The organism is Clostridium sp. UBA2485, from assembly GCF_002341865.1.
Lineage (GTDB): Bacteria > Bacillota > Clostridia > Clostridiales > Clostridiaceae > Clostridium_J.
In genome coordinates this window covers 16,808-34,302 of sequence record NZ_DDOV01000088.1, presented here as the reverse complement: position 1 = coordinate 34,302, position 17,495 = coordinate 16,808, and the positions used below count along the sequence as shown (strand labels likewise).

The following is a 17,495-nucleotide window of genomic DNA, read 5'->3' as shown; positions in this document are numbered from 1 at the left end:
AATTTTATAAATTAATTTCTTTAGAGAGATTTTTAATAAAACAATTTAAGACTTCTCCATAAAGGAGAAGTATCAGTAATTCTCCATTGTCAATAGTCAATTCTCAATTGTATAAGGGTTCCCCTGAGGTGCAGCATAGTTCGGAGCAAAGCCAGTGAGCTTAAATTAGAATTATGGAGATAGGCAATATATTTTAAGCATTCTCTAATGTTGTAATTATTGTGCCATACCATACTGCACCCCAGGGGTCTATATAGAAAGTAGCTACAGATTGGATTTTTGTAGCTATTTTAATTTTGCTTTAAAACCTAAAATTTTGTTATAGACCCCAGGGGTGGAAGTTAACGCTATGAAATTATAATACACCTTTAAGAATAGCTTAATAAATGGAGAATTGAGGATGGAAATTTAACGATTATGGTTGAAATAAATTTAAAACTTCCCTTATAAAAGAGAAGTATCAATAATTCTCCATTATCCATTGTCAATTCTCAATTGTAGAAGGGTTCCCTTGAGGTGCAGTATGATTCGGAACAATACCTATTTACTTAACTAGAACAATGGAGATGTGTAATACAACTAAATATTAGTTAATGTATTAAAGATTGTCTCATACTATACTGCACCCCAGGGCATAAATAAAGAAATCTCAATTATAGAAACTTCTTCGATGTAGAGAAGTTTTTTAATTATATCCTGGAGTCTATAATTAAATAGTGATTATTAAAATTTTAGTATTACATCAAATTATACTACACCTGAGGGCAGCCCTAGAGGGCTTCACAACTGTTTTCCTAGGTGGAGGGCAATTCACAGCATTCACTATCTTCTGAAATAATTTACCCATAATTACTTTTAAAACTATAATTTTACTTTGTAGTAAAGAATTTAAAGTCCTATGTACAAAATCTTTTATATATTCATAGGATATAAGGAAGTAGTATATCTTACAGATAGACTAATATATAACTACTTTGTGATATATTTCAGTTCACAATTTAGGGTAATGGAAAATCTTGAAATAATAGAAAATTGAAAATGGAGAATTGACAATTATGGTTGAAATTAGTTTTAATCAAACTAATTTCTTTAACTGTTTTTATAGACGTTACTGCGTAACTTCAAAGAGAAATTAATTAAAAACTTCTCCAATAATGGAGAAGTTTCAATAATTGTCTATTCTCAATTGTCAATCCTCAATTGTATAAAGGGGGGAAAGTGGTGTTAGATGATAAGACTATTTTAATAACTGGTGGAACAGGGTCCTTTGGGAAAAAGTTTGTAGAGATAGTCCTTCAAAGATATAATCCTAAAAAGATTATTATTTACTCAAGGAATGAATTTAAACAGGATTTAATTAAAAAGATGTTTATAAATAAATTAGGAAATAAAATAGATAAACTCAGATTTTTTATGGGTGATGTAAGAGATAAAGATAGATTATATAGAGCCTTTCAAGGTGTGGATTATGTAATTCATGCTGCGTCAATGAAACAGGTGCCTTCCTGTGAATATAATCCCTTTGAGATAGTGAAAACAAATGTCCATGGAGCTCAAAATGTTATAGATGCAGCTATAGGTAGGGGAGTAAAGAAAGTAATTGCTCTATCTACAGATAAAGCGGTAAACCCTATAAATTTGTATGGTGGCACAAAATTGGCTTCAGATAAGTTATTTATTTCTGCTAATGCTTACACTGGAGGGAGAGGTACAACTTTTTCCGTAGTGAGATATGGAAATGTTGCTGGAAGTAGAGGTTCTGTTATTCCATTTTTCAAAGAGTCGTTAGATAGAGGGGATAGAGTAGTACCTATTACTGATATTAGGATGACTAGATTTTGGATCACTTTAGAAGAAGGTGTGGATTTGGTTATTAAAGTTTTAGAGGAATCTAAGGGTGGAGAAATCTATATTTCAAAAATACCTTCTTTTAAAATTATAGATTTAGTTATTGCTATGAACTCTAAGGGAACTTTTAAAGAAATAGGCATTAGAGAAGGGGAGAAACTTCATGAAGTTATGATAACTAAGGATGACTAGAGGTACCTATCAGTATGAAAATAACTATATAATCTACCCTAATTTTGATTGGTGGAATGTTAGTGAACGCTTCACTGAAGGTGGAGTGCTAATTGAAGAAGGTTTTGAATACAATTCTTCTAATAATGTTAATTGGTTAAAGGTAGAAGAACTTAAAGGGCTTTTAAATAAACTTACCTTTGAATAGTGAGGAAAGGTGGTATAAAGTTGAAAATCCTTTGTATAGTACAAGCACCTATGGGCTCTAGTAGGTTATATGGGAAAGTGATGAAAAATATTTGTGAAAAAACAGTATTGGAGCATTGTATAAATAGGTTAAAAACTGTAAAATTCATAGGTAAAATAATAATTGCAACTACGGATTTGCCTTGTGATGACGCAATTTGTGAAGAGGGAAAAAGATTAAAGGTCAATATCTTTAGAGGTGATGAAGAAGATGTATTATCAAGATACTATTATGGAGCTTCAGCTTATAGAGGAGAAGTTATAGTAAGAATAACTAGTAACTGTCCATTAATAGATAGTGAAGTAACTAATAAGGTTATAAATTATTATTTAAAAAATGATTTTCAGTATGTAAATAATACCTTAGAAAGAACCTTTCCAAGAGGATTAGATGTAGAGATATTTAGTTTTAAAACCTTAGAGGAAACTTTTAATAATGCAACGATAAAAAGAGATAGAGAACATGTAACCACATATATATAATAATCCACAAAAATATAAATTAGGCTGTTATAAGAGTACTATAGACTATTCTATGCATAGATGGACATTAGATACTATAGAAGATTATCAATTTATTTCTAAAATATATGAGGGACTTTATAGAGATAAGAATTATTTTGGAATGATGGAAATAATAAATTTTCTAAATAATAATCCAGAGCTTTTAAAAATAAATAGTGGAATTATTCAAAAAGAAATATAAGAAATCAAAAAAAATAGCTAGAGATAAAAGGATATTTCATACAAAATAGTATATTAGTTAGCTGTTTTTTAGATATCTAAATTGAGGGTGAGAATATGGGATTAAAGCTTAGAAAAATATTAAAGGAAGATTTAATGCTTATTGCAATTTGGAGAATGTCTGAAGAAGTTACTAAGTATATGTATACCGACCCAATACTTAATTATGAAACTCAGCTCAAATGGTTTAAAAATATAGAAGCAAATCCCTTTGCTAGATATTGGGTAATAAGCTATGATGAGAAGTCGATAGGGGTTTTAAGCATTACTAATATTGATATGATAAATAAAAGATGTAGTTGGGCTTATTATATAGGAGACACTTCACTAAGAGGAAAGGGCATTGGTAAAATTCTTGAGTGCAATATTTATGATTATGTTTTTGAGGTTTTAAATCTTAATAAACTTTGCTGTGAAGTTTTAGAATTTAATGAAAAAGTCATAGAAATTCATAAAAAATATGGTTCGGAAGTTGAGGGAATTTTAAAAGAGCATATTATAAAAAATGGAAAACCTCATAATGTAGTGGTAATGGGTATAACAAAAGATAAATGGAAGACAATAAAAGACTTATACAGCTATGAAGCTATAGAAATTCAATAGGAGAAATAATATGAAGGTTATAGAAATAGGAAATACAAAAATAGGAGAAAATTATCCTACATTTATTGTTGCAGAAATATCAGGTAATTATAATGGAAGCTTAGAAAAAGCTATGAAGTTAATAGAAGAAGCAAAAAAAGTAGAAGTAGATGGAATAAAACTTCAAACTTATTTACCTATAATAAATTGCAGCATTTAATTTACTGCATAAATAATATTCAGGAGTTTTATAAAAATTTAGATTATGAAATTATTGTTGCATATAATAAAAGCAAAAATGAAGTTTCTAATTGGATTGAAAATCAAAGTTATATTAAGCTAATACCCAATATAGAAAATGCATCTTTTCAAGAGAGTTTTAATAAGGCAATAAAAATGTTTGGTGGAGATAATATAGTAATTCTTAATGATAATATTTTATTATCTAAAAACTCTATAGAAAATTTACTTTCTGCATTATATAGCGATGATAAAATAGGGGTTGTAGGTCCTATTTTTAATTATTGTAATGATTATGGTTATTATTATCAACCTTATAATTCCTTTGATGAATATTTAAAATTTACTAATGATTATAATTTTAGCGATGGCTTAAAGTGGGAAGAGAGGCTAAAGTTAAGCAATCTATATATTGTGTTAAAAAGAGAGGTCATTGAAGCTGTTGGAGAAATGGATGAGAATTTTAACTCCATCGATTTTTTTTGTAGTGATTACCTTCTTAGAGTTATAGAAAAAGGCTATAAATTAATTCTTTGCAAGGATACTTTGATACACAATCTCACTAACAAACTTTTTGATATAGAAAGAAAGGATAATTTTAGCTTATATATTAATGAAGGAAAATTTCTAAAAAAATGGGGTTTTAATGATACAATAAATTTAAATCTCAGTGAAGGCTTTTATAAACTTGTAAATAATGATATTAAAGAAATGAATATTTTAGAGTTAAACTGTGGCTGTGGAGCCAATTTGTTATATATAAAATTTTATTAAAGATTGCAATTTATATGGAGTGGAAAAAAATGAAGTAGCATCAAATTTAGCAAAATTACAAGTGAAGATATTAAAAGAAAAGGATATTGAAAGTTTCAAAGAGCATTTCCACTATATATTATTTACAGTTCATAATGATAATATTTTAGATATAATTTATAAATATAGTAGTCTTTTAAAATATTGTGGAGAATTTTTAATAAAAATATGTAGCAAGAATTTTTCTAATTATATTAAATATTTAAACGAAGACTATTTAAATAATCCACTATGTAATAATATAGCAAATATTATAGAAAATAAAACTGTAGATATTGATATTTATAGCTACGATAGCTATAGTCTAGATAATAAATTAAAGCAAATAGAGAGAAAAGATTTTTCAAAGTATTATGAAGAAAATTCAGATAAAGATTATTATATAAAGATAAAAAAGTCAGAGCATATATATCCTAAAGTTTCTATAATAATACCTTGCATTAAAGGTGAAGATTATGATTTTAAAATAAAGTTAGCGCTAGGTGAAGATTATTAGAATAAAGAGGCTATCTTATGGGATAAGGAAAATTTAATTGACACTCTTAACCATTATATTTATAAATATAGTGAAATTAAATATTATAAAAATAATGAAGAAGCGAATGAAGAAGAAAACTTAATTAATATATCATCATTGTGTAATGGTAGTTATTTTTATTTAATGGAGACTTTTAAAGCCTATGATAAAAAATTTTTACTTTCAAAAATTAACTATATGTTAAAGGATGAAAATTTGCTTTTATTAGTTGGAAACAGTGATAAGTACACTATATATAAAGATGAAAATTTCTTTAGCAGTAATTTTATAAAAGAGTATATAACCGCTTTATTTAGAGGAAATTATATAAAGTTAAACAAAGAGTTTTTTCATAGAGCATTGTTAGAGCATATTAATTCTTATTTAAAAAGTTATAATTTCATTAAGGATATAGAGGTTTATAGCAAAATTCTTGCTAAGGAAAAGGCAGTAGCTTTAAGCAATAACTATGATATGAAGAGGGATAAGTTCTCTACTAGAGAAGATATAGAGGTGGCATTAGAAATCTACCAGCTCCTTGATAAATTGAATAGAGAAAGAGCATTTACAAGGGATATTTATAAAAATCTATTAAAAATATGTGTCTTTGAAAGTATACTGATTTTAGAGAAAATAGACGGTTATGTAGAAGAGAATTTATTGAATAAATTTTATAGATACTTTAATTATGGATGTAAATTAATATATAATACTTTATCAGAAACTGAAAAATCATTATTAAATATATATAGAAATAAAACTAAAATAAAAAAAGAAAAAAAGGTATGTTTTTTTGTAGTTACAGTGTATCATTTAGTAACTTCAATAATTTTATGTAAAACCATATATAAAGATTATAATAAGATATTAGTTATTTCTGATTCACATAAGAGTCTAGCTATAACCTATGACAAGGTAAAAGATACTAAAATTTTTAATGATATAATCTATTTAAAAGAAAATCAGGATTATGAAAGGTATAGTTTTAATGATGTAGATAGGATCACTGGTGATATAGAAATATTCCATTTTTTTACTTGGTGCTCCTACATGAGCATGAGAATTTTTGAATTTATTGATAATGATATAAAGATAATATTAACAGATGAGGGATTAGCTACCTATTCCATTAAAGAAGGGCTAGAAGTTTGGATTGAAAACTATGGTCAAAATAGAGGTGCTCCTTTTGATTTATATAGAATAGATGAAATTTTACTATATAATAAAGATATTTATATAGGAGAATTTAAAAATCCTCCTGTTAATGAAATAAACACACATTATTTAAGGGATAAGACTTTATTTGAAGAATTAATTAATGATATAAATTATATATTTAATTATAAAGAAGAAGAGGATAATAATGTTATTTTCTTTGACCAGTATTTAAGTTTAGTTAATGTTCTGTCAGCAAAAGAAGAAAGAGAAATTTTAGAAGCAATAAGTGAGTTGTCAGAAATTTATCCTATTGTGGTAAAAAAGCATACCCTTGAACGATTGAATAAATATTCAGATTTGAAGTTTAAATTATGTAAATATGGAGACATACCTTGGGAAGTAATAGCGCTGAATAGTATAAATAAAGGGAAAAAGAAGACATATATTTCTTATGTATCTACCTGTATGCTTACAGATTTTATGTTATTAAAAAATTTTGATGCTAATAATAATTATATATTTTTATATAAAATTCTTGAAAAATATACCAATATTTTTAAAAATACCACTTTTGAAAAACTATTGACCACTATAGAGAAAAAATATAATGTACGGTTTTATGTACCAAAAGATTTTGAGGAACTAAAAGAAATTTTTAAAGTTTTAATTAATGAAAATATATATAGATAAACTAATTTTAAAATTAATATATAGCCAAATATAACTACATCCTTGAGCATTTCAATTCACAATTCACAATGCAAAATTTACAATTAAGGTTGAAATTAATTCTTTATGAATTAATTTCTTAAACTAATTTTTACTAGCAATGTGTTGCTAGTTCTTTATAGAAAGTGATCGTATCACTTCAAAAATAAATAATTTTAAATTTCTCAGCTTNNAAATACCGATTATTTTCACATAAACTTGTATCCTTTATTCTTAATTTTAAATTCGTAGAAAAGAATTTTTGTTATGAAAATTAAAATCCTGTGCCTTTATAAGTTAAATTTTTACTAAGAAGCCCTATATAAAGATTAAAGTTATAAGTAAATTTTAGATGTAAAATAAAAAAAATAATAATTTTGTAGATTTCTAAATAAAAAGGTATATATATTTAATTTATAATTAAAATTAGAGATATTAAAAAGTTGTGATTAATAGTCACGACTTTTTTGCTATAAAGTTTTATAAAGTAGCTACGACATATAAGATAGTATTTAGAGTAATAAAATAAAAGGATATGGAGTTGATAATATGAGATTAAGTCACAATATACCTTCCCTAAATATTTATAGACAATATTCAAAACATATAGTGAATCAAAGCTCTGCATTAGGAAAAATATCTTCAGGATATAAGATATTAAGAGCAAAGGATGATCCTAATGTGATGGCACAAAGTGAACAGCTTAAAATTCAGACAAGAGGGCTTCAAATGGCAGCTAAAAATACTCAAGATGCAGTAAGTATGCTTCAAGCTGCTGATGGAGCTACAAAAAATATAAGTGAAATTATAATAAGAATAAAAGAGCTAGTATTAAGTGCCGGAGGAAGTCATACTAATGAAAGCTTAGATGCTATTCAAGGAGAAATAAATCAACTTGTTGAAGGAATAGATAATATAGCTAATTTTAGTGAATTTAATGGGATAAAATTGTTGGCAGAAGAGGGAAGCACTATAGAAAATCCCAAAACTATTGATTTACTATGTGGTGGAAATGCTGGAGAAATAACTAAGATTCCAAAATATGATTTAACACCTAGTGGACTAGGATTAGTAGATGGAAGTGGTAATATAAAAATAAATGTTAGAAATATTGACAGTTCTATTGAGAAACTAGATAAGGCTTTAGATATAACTACTTCCACAAGAAGTAAGTATGGAGCTTTGACCAATAGGTTGGATAGTACTTTTACAATTCTTAATGAATTCTCTGGAAAAATTGAAGGTATAGAAGCTGAGCTTACTGGAGCAGATATAAGTTTAGAGATTATAGAATACTCTAAACATAGCTTATTGATTGAAAGTTCATTAGCATTAATGATTCAAACCAATAAAATGCCTCAAGATATTTTAACAATATTACAAAATGTTAGAGGAAGATAATAATACAATTGAGAATTGACGATTGACAATGGAAAATTTATGACACTTCTCAGAAATATCTGAGAAGTTGACAATCTATATAAGGAAAAGTTGCTAGCTAACTTTTCCTTAGGATTCACTATGAAAACAAATTGTTAAATTTTCTTGCTAATTGTAAATTGTTTATAAGGGCATTTTAACTTTATTTTTAAATATAAAATAGAATTAAGAAAAAAGATGACTAGTGATTTTTAGCCATCTTTTATTTTAGGCTTAGTTTAGGTATTTTGAAAAAATAACTAGTTAGCATGCTAAGTATTCTATTTCAGTTACTTTGTTGAAAAATGGTAAAATGTCAAATTATACTATATAATATCGTATGCTAAGTTAATTTATAAGCTTTTATAAAAACATTACAAAAATTTAGATAATTTTGAAGAAATATATAGAAAAAAATATATAAATTGTTAAATTATGCATAATCATATATAAATATTCACAGAGAATTTAAATAAAAGTATATAAATTTCACAAAAATATTAAAATTTTTAAAAATTAAGAAGGATTTATTGAATTTTTGTCAAAATAATATAGTCAGTGTGAGGTGGTAATTTTGAGAAATATTGATAATATGAGCTATAATTTAATTAAAAAGGGAATGGATGTAACTATTACCAGTAATAAGGTAATATCTAACAACATTTCAAATTTTAATACTAAAAATTATAAGCGACATTACATTGAGTTTGATGAGACATTAAAAAATGAGGTATCTCAAGATTTAATGAAAAAGACAAATGATAAGCATTTAAGTATTAAGGGTAATGAATTAGAAGTTAAAACAGATACCACAAGTAGTATGAGAGAAGATGGAAATAATGTGAACGTGGAAAGTGAAATGACTAGCCAAGCGGCTAACAATTTAATGTATGATGCTTTAGTAAAGCAGGCTAATACAAGATTTAATATGAGAAGTATAGTGATTAAAGGAGGTAATTAGCTTTGGAAGCTTTTAGGGGAATGAGAATAAGTTCAAGTGGTCTTTCAGCAGAAAGATTAAGGATGGACACTATAACTGGAAATATTGCGAATGCTAGCACAACAAGGGGAAAGGATGGAAAGCCCTATATTAGAAAGGTAGCAGTATTTGAAGAAAATTTAACAAATGAGCTTAATAAACAAAATGGGAAATTTGAAGAAAAACATATGGGAATTAAGGCAGTAGGAGTAGAGGAAGATAAATCTGAGCTTAGAAAGGTATATGATCCATATCATCCAGATGCAAATGAAGAAGGCTATGTTTTAATGCCAAATGTAAATATATTAAATGAGATGGTGGATTTAATTGCAGCTTCAAGGTCATATGAAGCAAATATCACTGCACTAAATTCACAAAAGGCAATGTTGTCAAAAACTTTAGAAATTGGAAGATAGGTGAGTTAGGATGAAAATTAATAGTTTTGTGCCAGATACTAAAATTTTTACTGATGGATTAAAGCCAAAACAATTTGTGAACATAGAAGAAGAGCCATCAGTTGGCTTTGGGGACTTGCTAAAAAAAGAACTTAGTAAGGTTAATGATAAGCAGTTAGAAGCAGAAGGTTCCGCTATATCTTTTATAAAAGGCGATATGGATTTACATCAAACTTTGGTAGCTACTGAGGAAGCTAGATTATCTCTCGAATTAGCAGTACAAATTAGAAATAAGTTAGTAAATGCTTATGAAGAATTTAATAAAATGCAGGTATAGTAAGGAGTGCACAGAATGAGCAAGCTATCGGAGAGTATTAATAAACAAAAAGAAAAATTAAAAGAGATGAGCAAGGCTAAAAAGATAGCTTTAGGTATCATAACTTCCGTTGCAATAATAACACTTATAACTATAACAGTAATCATTCTGCAGCCTAAATATGTTGTGTTGTTTTCAAATATGACGCCAGAAGATTCAGGTGCGATAATTAACAATTTAAAAGAAAAGAAGACCAAATATAAAATAAAAGATAATTCTATATTAGTAGAGAAAAAATCTGTAGATCAGCTTAGAATGGAGCTTTTATCAGAGGTTTCATTTAAAGAAGGAAGTCATGGATTTGAGCTTTTTGACAATAGTAAAATTGCTCCTACTGATAAGGAATCTAAAATCATGTATCAAAGAGCACTATCTGGAGAATTAGAAAGAACAATTAAATCATTTGCAGAAGTAGAGAATGCAAAAGTAAATTTAGTAATACCAGATAAATCAGCTTTTATAACTAAACCAGCTCCAGCTACTGCTTCAGTTACATTAATATTAGCAAAAGGTAAAGAATTATCAGAGGATCAAGTAAGAGCAATTGTAGCATTAGCCTCTGGTAGTGTAGAAAATTTACCAAAAGAAAATGTGGCTATTGTAGCTGATGGCTTTAAATTGTTAACAGAAGATCTTTTTAATGAAGAGAAAAATGCAATAACAAAATCTGCAGATAAACAGTTGGCAGCAAAAAAACAAATAGAAGAAGAATATAAGAAAAAGATAATGAATGTTTTAGAGCCAATTTATAAAGAAAAGGTTAGAGTTTCAGTTAATGCAGATTTAAATTTTGACGCTGTTCAACAAAACAAACTAGAATACGACAAAGATGGAGCAGTTGTAAGTAAACATGAAATTACAGATTCTAGCAATACTGAAGGTAATAATTCTGGAAGTCCTGTAGACAATAATATGAATAATAATCAAGATACTAATGCCAATGGGGAAAACGTTACACATAAGGAAAATACAACCAATTATGAGTTATCTAAGGTAGAAGAAACAGTTGTTAAAGCACCAGGTCAGATAGAAAGAGTGTCTGCATCTATAGTTGTAGATGGGGCAATTGATAACCAAACTAGAACATCAATAAATAATTTGGTTTCTGAGGCTATAGGCTTTAATAGAAAAAGAGGAGACTCAATCACTGTAGAAGCTCTACAATTTAATACTGTTGAGAAGGATTTAGCAGAAAAAGAATTAGAAGCAATGAAAGAAGCTGAAGCAATTGCTAAGAGAAATAAACTTATTTATATGGGTATTTTTGGTGTAGCTGCAATAATTATTTTAGCTATAGTTATTTCTGCAATTAGGAAATCTAAACAAGAGGAGGAAGAGGTGGAAGTTCCAAATTTTGATATGATAATTGGAGATGACGTTAAACCTAAAGAGATATTTGAAACATTAAATTTAGAAGCAGAATCAGAAAAAGAACATGTTGCTAATGAAGTTAGAAAGTATGCTTCTAATAAACCAGAACAAGTTGCAGATATTGTTAAATCATGGCTAGCTGAAGATGAGAGGGGATAATAAATGGCTAAGGTAGAAAAATTATCGGGAGTTCAAAAAGCAGCAATATTATTTATTACATTAGGCCCTGAAGCTTCTGCAGGCATTATTAAAAAGTTGCCAGAAAGAGAGATACAAAAGGTAACTTACGAAATTGCCAATATGAGTACTGTATCAGCGGAACAAAGACAAACTATTTTAGATGAGTTCTTAGAAATGAATCAAGCAAAGGAATACATATTAGAAGGTGGACTTGATTATGCAAGAAATCTTTTAGCAAAAGCTTTAGGAACTCAAAGAGCAGCGGAAATATTAGAGAAGGTTACAGAAATAACTCAACAATACAGACCTTTCTCTATTGCAAGAAAGGCAGATGCTCATCAGCTTATGAATGTAATATCTAATGAGCATCCACAAACTATTGCTCTTATACTATGTTATTTACAACCAGATAAAGCAGCACAGATTATGTCAGAGTTGCCAGTTGAGTTACAGGCAGAAGTAGCATATAGAATAGCAACGATGAACACTATTTATCCTGTGGTGGTTAAAGAAATTGAAGAGGTTCTAAATGATAAACTATCAAATGTAATTCATAATAGTGAAACTACAATAGTTGGAGGAGTTGCGTCATTAGTTAATATTCTTAATCAAGTGGATAGATCTACAGAAAGAAATATTACAGAAGGACTTGAAAGAGAAGATGCAGAACTTGCCGAAAAAGTTAAAGAGTCTATGTTTGTATTTGAGGATATCATTACTCTTGACGATGTGGCTATTCAAAGAGTACTTCGTGAAGTGGATAACAAAGAATTATGTCTTGCCCTTAAAGGTGCTTCAGAACAAGTGGCAAATGTTATATTTAAAAATCAATCTAAGAGGGCAGCTGCTACATTAAGAGAAGATATGGAATTCTTAGGACCAGTAAGGCTTATGGATGTTGAAAAGGCACAACAAAAGGTTGTATCACTGATAAGAAGACTAGAAGAAGCAGGGGAAATTCAAATAGCAAGAGGTGGAGAAGATGCAATCATCTTATAATGTTATTAAAAATCACTATGTTGTAACAGAAGGTAAGAAAGAGATTTGCACTAAGGCACCTTTAGTAATAGATGACTTTAAAGAAGAAGAGGAAGAGAAGATTGAAAATACTGAGGAAGCCTTAGTATCTTTCGAAAATATAGCACGAGATATAGTAGAAAATGCTCACATGCAAAGTAATAAAATCATTGTAGAGGCTACAGAAAAAGCAAAAAAAATAGAAATTGAAGCCTTTAATAATGCAAGTAGTAAAGGATATGATGAGGGATATGACATAGGTTATAAGGAAGGTATGGAAAAGGCAGTAGCTGAAGGGGAAGCAATTATAAAAAATGCTAATGAGGTTTTAGCCAATGCTAAGCTTGAATATAAAAATTATATTGAAGAAAAAGAAATCCATATTAGAGAACTTATATATCAAATGACTTCCTCTATACTTAAAAGAGAAGTTGAAGATAGTGAAGCTATCAATGAAATCATATTTGATGCGTTATTAGAAGAAAAAAATGAAGAGTATTTTATTATAAAATGCAATTCCAATCATTTAAATAGCTTAAAAGGCGAAGTAGAAAATATGAAAAATAAACTTGCTTTTACCGGTGATATTTTTATTATTGAAGATAATAGCTTAGACAATGGAGCTGCTACTATTGAAAAAGACAGTGGTAAAATTTTAGTGGACATGGGATATGTCTGTGAAAAACTTAAGGAAATAATCTTTGAAAGATAAAGATGCGGGTAGGAATGGTGATGTATGATGTTATCCTTAGATTTTAACAAGTTAAATGAAAAAGCAAAAAATACAAACTACAATTATATTGAAGGAATTGTTAAAAATGTTATAGGTCTTACAATTGAAGTGCAGGGCATGAAGGCATTTGTAGGAGAAGTATGTACTATATACAATCAAAAAAATGTTGGAATACCGGCAGAGGTTACAGGATTTAAAGCAGATAACGTCATATTGATGCCATTAGGTGATCTAGTAGGTATTGCACCAGGATGTAGAGTTGTACCTAGCGGAAAAGCTTTAAGTGTTAAATGTAGCGAAGAGCTTTTCGGCAAGGTTCTTGATGGATTGGGGAATCCATTAAGAAAAGAAGAAATTTCTACTTATACATTATATCCTTTAGAAGCAATGCCACCAGATCCATTAAGAAGAAGAAGAATAAAGGATGTACTTCCAACAGGTGTTAGAGCTATTGATGCTTTTCTAACCTGTGGTGAAGGGCAAAGAGTTGGTATTTTTGCTGGTAGTGGAGTAGGCAAAAGTACAACCTTAGGAATGATTGCAAGAGAAGCCAAAGCAGATGTTAACGTAATTGCACTAATAGGGGAAAGAGGTAGAGAAGTATTAGACTTTTTAGAGAAAGATTTAGGAGAAGAAGGCCTTAAAAAATCAGTAATAGTTTGTGCTACCTCTGATCAACCAGCTCTTGTTAGATTAAAAGGCGCATTTACTGCTACTGCTATTGCAGAATACTTTAGAGATCAGGGCAAAAAGGTAATTTTAATGATGGATTCAGTTACTCGTTTTGCCATGGCTCAAAGGGAAGTAGGATTAGCTATTGGAGAGCCACCAGCTACAAAAGGATATACACCTTCCGTTTTTGCAATGTTGCCTAAACTTCTAGAACGTAGCGGTATGTCTGATAAAGGATCAATTACAGCTTTTTATACTGTACTTGTTGATGGTGATGATTTTAATGAGCCTATAGCAGATGCGGTTAGAGGTATATTAGATGGACATATAGTCTTATCAAGAAGTTTAGCAGCTAAAAATCATTATCCTTCTATTGATATTTTAAGTAGTATTAGTAGACTTATGCCAGAGATTGCAGAGGAAGGACATAAGGCATCTGCATCAGTGGCTAGAGACTTGTTATCTACTTATAGAGATTCAGAGGATTTGATTAATTTAGGAGCTTATGTAGAAGGTAGCAATGAAAAGGTAGATTTAGCTATAAGATACAATGAACCCCTTACAAGCTTTTTAAAACAGGGAATTAATGAGATATGTGACTTTGATGAAAGCATAGAGGGGCTTATGAGTATGTTTAGGTAATTGAGAATTGAAAATGGACAATTGACAATTATGGATAAATTAATTCTGACGAATTAATTTTAAAATAAGTTTTATCAGTAGAAAAAAATCAATTTAAACTTCTACCTTTAGTAGAAGTGTCCATAATTGTCAATATTCAATTCACAATTATCAATTGATTAAATTTTTGGGGTGATACCATTGGGATATAAATTTAGATTACAAAAATTATTGGAATTTAGGCAGGATATAGAAGATAAAAGTAAGATATCTTTTATGGAAGCTATGTCAGAAAAAAATAGGGTGGAAATTGAATTAAGCTGCCTTCAAGATAGTTATAACAAATATAAGAATATACCATTAAATTTATCAACTATAGAGAAAAAAATAGTGCAAAATTATTTAAATGCGGTAAATAATTCTATCGAAGATACTACTTCACTACTAGATGAGAAGGAAGTAATTGTTGAAGAAAAAAGAGAAAAATTAGTTAAATCACAGGTAGAAAGAAAAACCGTAGAAATATTAAAAGAAAAAGATTATGGAAGATATATAAGTGAAGAAAATAGAAAAGAGCAAAATCAAGTAGATGAATTTGCACTTTACGGATATGTAAGAAAATTTGCTGAAAGGAGGTGAGAATAATGAATAATATCAATACTAATATTGTAGAGGTTTTACAAAATCAAAGTAGATCATTTAGTAATAATAACACAATAAAAACTAAAGAATCTAAAGTATCAGACTTTGAAAAAGTACTTAAAAAGGTATCAGAACCAGTAAAGAATAAAACCAATTCTTTAGAAGATAAAGGTTTTATTAAAGAAGAGCTATTAGAGGATATTGAAGAGGGAAAAGATAATGGTCATAAGGATATAATAGCTATACTTTTAAACATGTTTTCAGCTATGGAAAATGATAAAAACACAAGTATAAATGTAGAAGGTTTAATTGAGAATCTTGAAGGAATAGACAACTCTACTTTGGATTTATTAAAAACTTTATTAAAAAGTGTAGAAGATTTAACAGAAGGACAAGATAATAAAGCTTTGATGAATGATAATAATTCACTAAAAGATATACTATTAAAGCTTATGTCAGTAGAAGGAGAAGATAAAAACTCCAATTTAGAAGTAAATAAATTAATAAAAGAATTAACTGAAGCATTACCTAAATTAGAGGATATATCTAAAGCAGGAATAGCTAGTGATAATCCAAAGGTAGAAACATTTAAAGATTTAAATAGCACATTAATAGTTGCAAGAGAAGTAAAGGACAATGCTGGGAAAGATAAAGTTTCAGTAGAGATAAAACAAGAAGATAAGATTGTAGCTAAGGAAGAAAAAATAGCTATTGAAAATGAAAATAGTAAAAATACTTCTAATGGAGATTTAAAGAAAAGTCTATCTTCAGAAGAAAAGCTTCTTGAAAAGCTTATAGGTGAAAAGGAAGACGGAAAACTTACAAAGGTAAACCAATTTATGAATGCATTTACTAATTCTAAAATTTCTCTAGAAGAAGTAAAAAATGTGGACAAGCTACTTATAAATAAGGTTACTTTTAGTGAAGACATTGTAAAATCTATAAGGTTTATGGAGTTAAACAATATTAAAGATTTAACAGTAAAGATAAATCCAAAGCACCTAGGTGAAGTAATTATAAACCTTACAATGGAACAAGAAGCTATGAGAGCTCAATTAAAAGCCTCTAATAAAGATACTGTTGCACTTTTAAATGCTAATTTAAGAGACATTACAGAAAAATTAAATGAAAATATTAAAATACAACAGGTAGAAGTAACTATATACAATGACGATACAACGTATTTTAGCAGTAATGAAAAAGAAAATCGTCAAGGATTTAATGGTGAGCAAAGCAAAAATAAGATTTCAGCTGTAACGGAAGAAACTGAACTAGAAAAAGAAGCTTCCATTATAGATGATAGCTCATTAAATTTATTGATATAGGGGGTGGAAGTTTTGCAAATTGATAACAACATGAAAAACATGTTTGAAACTTGGCAAAGTAGAGTAAATGCAGGTAATAAGAAATCAGAAGAAGATAACAAAAATGAAGACGGAAAAGAAACAGTTAATAGTAAGGACTTCCAGAATAGGGTATCTACAGAAAGAGGTACTAAAGTCGTTAAGGCTGGAGAGGACTTAAATAAAAATGCCTTTCTACAAATACTTGCTGCAGAGCTTGCGAACCAAGATCCAACTAATCCACAGGATAGTACAGCATATGTTGCACAAATGGCGCAATTTGCTGGACTTGAACAAATGAATAACTTAAATACTACTATGAGATTGTCTTCTGCTACTTCTTTAACGGGAAAATTTGTAGCCTTAGATGTTTATGATGCTAAAGGTATGCAAGAGTTTGGAATGGTTACTGAAGTTTATAAAATAGGGTCTAACGTATTTGTAAGAGTGGCAACTGCTGATGGAGATATTAAAAATTTTGATTACGATTCAGTGAGTAACGTTATAAATAGTCCTGATAACACTTTGGATTACATCAATTTTGTAAATGGTTCAAGCTTAATAGGAAAAACTGTTGAGATGTATGCTAAAGAAGAGGAGAAGCCAGATGTAGGTATTGTTAAAGAAATCTTTAGAGATGAAGAAGGAATTAAAGTTAAAATTGACTGCGATGGTAAAATAAAGGACTATCCTTTTGACCATATTATGAAAATTAAATAG

Annotated in this window: 18 protein-coding genes and 1 pseudogene; all 19 read left to right on the top strand. The window is 28.7% G+C overall.

Features of this window, described 5'->3' with window-relative positions:
• Positions 1-1,221 precede the first annotated feature (1,221 nt).
• The 19 genes and pseudogenes from pseB (at position 1,222) to B3603_RS18230 (ending at position 17,495) form a co-directional block, all read left to right on the top strand.
• Positions 1,222-2,227, top strand: a pseudogene (gene pseB / locus B3603_RS18315) (UDP-N-acetylglucosamine 4,6-dehydratase (inverting)).
• A 20-nt stretch (positions 2,228-2,247) separates the two neighbouring features.
• A complete protein-coding gene (locus B3603_RS18310; RefSeq protein ID WP_312573548.1) occupies positions 2,248-2,748 on the top strand; it encodes a cytidylyltransferase domain-containing protein in 501 nt (166 codons plus the stop codon).
• Between the two features lie 52 nt (positions 2,749-2,800).
• Positions 2,801-2,971: a hypothetical protein gene (locus B3603_RS23165; RefSeq protein ID WP_312573549.1), complete on the top strand. Its 171-nt coding sequence runs from the start codon at positions 2,801-2,803 to the stop codon at positions 2,969-2,971.
• A gap of 95 nt (positions 2,972-3,066) precedes the next feature.
• The gene (gene pseH, locus B3603_RS18305; protein ID WP_291567593.1) at positions 3,067-3,612 is read left to right on the top strand and encodes a UDP-4-amino-4,6-dideoxy-N-acetyl-beta-L-altrosamine N-acetyltransferase; all 546 of its coding nucleotides are present in this window, start codon (positions 3,067-3,069) and stop codon (positions 3,610-3,612) included.
• A 10-nt stretch (positions 3,613-3,622) separates the two neighbouring features.
• Positions 3,623-3,811 (top strand): hypothetical protein, encoded by a 189-nt coding sequence (locus B3603_RS18300; protein ID WP_291567591.1) that lies wholly within the window; start codon positions 3,623-3,625, stop codon positions 3,809-3,811.
• Positions 3,799-4,605 carry a glycosyltransferase family 2 protein gene (locus B3603_RS18295; RefSeq protein WP_291567589.1) on the top strand — a complete coding sequence of 269 codons (807 nt, stop codon included), beginning with the start codon at positions 3,799-3,801 and terminating at the stop codon, positions 4,603-4,605. The genes B3603_RS18300 and B3603_RS18295 overlap by 13 nt, the downstream gene beginning before the upstream one ends.
• A gap of 61 nt (positions 4,606-4,666) precedes the next feature.
• Complete coding sequence (locus tag B3603_RS18290; RefSeq protein WP_291567587.1) at positions 4,667-5,140, top strand: hypothetical protein; 474 nt, start codon at positions 4,667-4,669, stop codon at positions 5,138-5,140.
• 165 nt (positions 5,141-5,305) lie between these two features.
• Positions 5,306-7,009 carry a hypothetical protein gene (locus B3603_RS18285; protein ID WP_291567586.1) on the top strand — a complete coding sequence of 568 codons (1,704 nt, stop codon included), beginning with the start codon at positions 5,306-5,308 and terminating at the stop codon, positions 7,007-7,009.
• Positions 7,010-7,576: 567 nt separating this feature from the next.
• Positions 7,577-8,428 carry a flagellin gene (locus B3603_RS18280; protein WP_291567584.1) on the top strand — a complete coding sequence of 284 codons (852 nt, stop codon included), beginning with the start codon at positions 7,577-7,579 and terminating at the stop codon, positions 8,426-8,428.
• A 592-nt stretch (positions 8,429-9,020) separates the two neighbouring features.
• Positions 9,021-9,407, top strand: a complete 387-nt coding sequence (flgB, locus tag B3603_RS18275; protein ID WP_291567582.1) for a flagellar basal body rod protein FlgB — start codon at positions 9,021-9,023, stop codon at positions 9,405-9,407.
• Positions 9,408-9,409: 2 nt separating this feature from the next.
• The gene (gene flgC, locus B3603_RS18270; RefSeq protein ID WP_291567580.1) at positions 9,410-9,841 is read left to right on the top strand and encodes a flagellar basal body rod protein FlgC; all 432 of its coding nucleotides are present in this window, start codon (positions 9,410-9,412) and stop codon (positions 9,839-9,841) included.
• A 10-nt stretch (positions 9,842-9,851) separates the two neighbouring features.
• Entirely contained in the window at positions 9,852-10,157 is a 306-nt protein-coding gene (gene fliE / locus B3603_RS18265) for a flagellar hook-basal body complex protein FliE (protein ID WP_291567578.1), read from the top strand.
• 15 nt (positions 10,158-10,172) lie between these two features.
• Positions 10,173-11,726: a flagellar basal-body MS-ring/collar protein FliF gene (gene fliF / locus B3603_RS18260; RefSeq protein ID WP_291567575.1), complete on the top strand. Its 1,554-nt coding sequence runs from the start codon at positions 10,173-10,175 to the stop codon at positions 11,724-11,726.
• 3 nt (positions 11,727-11,729) lie between these two features.
• Complete coding sequence (fliG, locus tag B3603_RS18255) at positions 11,730-12,746, top strand: flagellar motor switch protein FliG (protein WP_291567573.1); 1,017 nt, start codon at positions 11,730-11,732, stop codon at positions 12,744-12,746.
• Positions 12,730-13,476, top strand: a complete 747-nt coding sequence (locus B3603_RS18250; RefSeq protein ID WP_291567572.1) for a hypothetical protein — start codon at positions 12,730-12,732, stop codon at positions 13,474-13,476. The genes fliG and B3603_RS18250 overlap by 17 nt, the downstream gene beginning before the upstream one ends.
• Positions 13,477-13,503: 27 nt before the next feature.
• A complete protein-coding gene (gene fliI / locus B3603_RS18245) occupies positions 13,504-14,811 on the top strand; it encodes a flagellar protein export ATPase FliI (protein ID WP_291567596.1) in 1,308 nt (435 codons plus the stop codon).
• A 180-nt stretch (positions 14,812-14,991) separates the two neighbouring features.
• Complete coding sequence (gene fliJ, locus B3603_RS18240) at positions 14,992-15,429, top strand: flagellar export protein FliJ (RefSeq protein ID WP_291567570.1); 438 nt, start codon at positions 14,992-14,994, stop codon at positions 15,427-15,429.
• A 5-nt stretch (positions 15,430-15,434) separates the two neighbouring features.
• Positions 15,435-16,757: a flagellar hook-length control protein FliK gene (locus B3603_RS18235; protein ID WP_291567568.1), complete on the top strand. Its 1,323-nt coding sequence runs from the start codon at positions 15,435-15,437 to the stop codon at positions 16,755-16,757.
• 12 nt (positions 16,758-16,769) lie between these two features.
• Positions 16,770-17,495, top strand: coding sequence for a flagellar hook assembly protein FlgD (locus B3603_RS18230; RefSeq protein ID WP_291567566.1), 726 nt, complete (start codon positions 16,770-16,772; stop codon positions 17,493-17,495).

Coding starts and splice junctions, on each gene's coding strand:
- B3603_RS18250 (WP_291567572.1), top strand. CDS start 12,730: ATGCAATCATCTTATAATGTTATTAAAAATCACTATGTTGTAACAGAA.
- pseH (WP_291567593.1), top strand. CDS start 3,067: ATGGGATTAAAGCTTAGAAAAATATTAAAGGAAGATTTAATGCTTATT.
- fliE (WP_291567578.1), top strand. CDS start 9,852: ATGAAAATTAATAGTTTTGTGCCAGATACTAAAATTTTTACTGATGGA.
- fliG (WP_291567573.1), top strand. CDS start 11,730: ATGGCTAAGGTAGAAAAATTATCGGGAGTTCAAAAAGCAGCAATATTA.
- fliI (WP_291567596.1), top strand. CDS start 13,504: ATGTTATCCTTAGATTTTAACAAGTTAAATGAAAAAGCAAAAAATACA.
- B3603_RS18235 (WP_291567568.1), top strand. CDS start 15,435: ATGAATAATATCAATACTAATATTGTAGAGGTTTTACAAAATCAAAGT.
- B3603_RS18300 (WP_291567591.1), top strand. CDS start 3,623: ATGAAGGTTATAGAAATAGGAAATACAAAAATAGGAGAAAATTATCCT.
- B3603_RS18285 (WP_291567586.1), top strand. CDS start 5,306: ATGGAGACTTTTAAAGCCTATGATAAAAAATTTTTACTTTCAAAAATT.
- B3603_RS18280 (WP_291567584.1), top strand. CDS start 7,577: ATGAGATTAAGTCACAATATACCTTCCCTAAATATTTATAGACAATAT.
- fliF (WP_291567575.1), top strand. CDS start 10,173: ATGAGCAAGCTATCGGAGAGTATTAATAAACAAAAAGAAAAATTAAAA.
- B3603_RS23165 (WP_312573549.1), top strand. CDS start 2,801: ATGCATAGATGGACATTAGATACTATAGAAGATTATCAATTTATTTCT.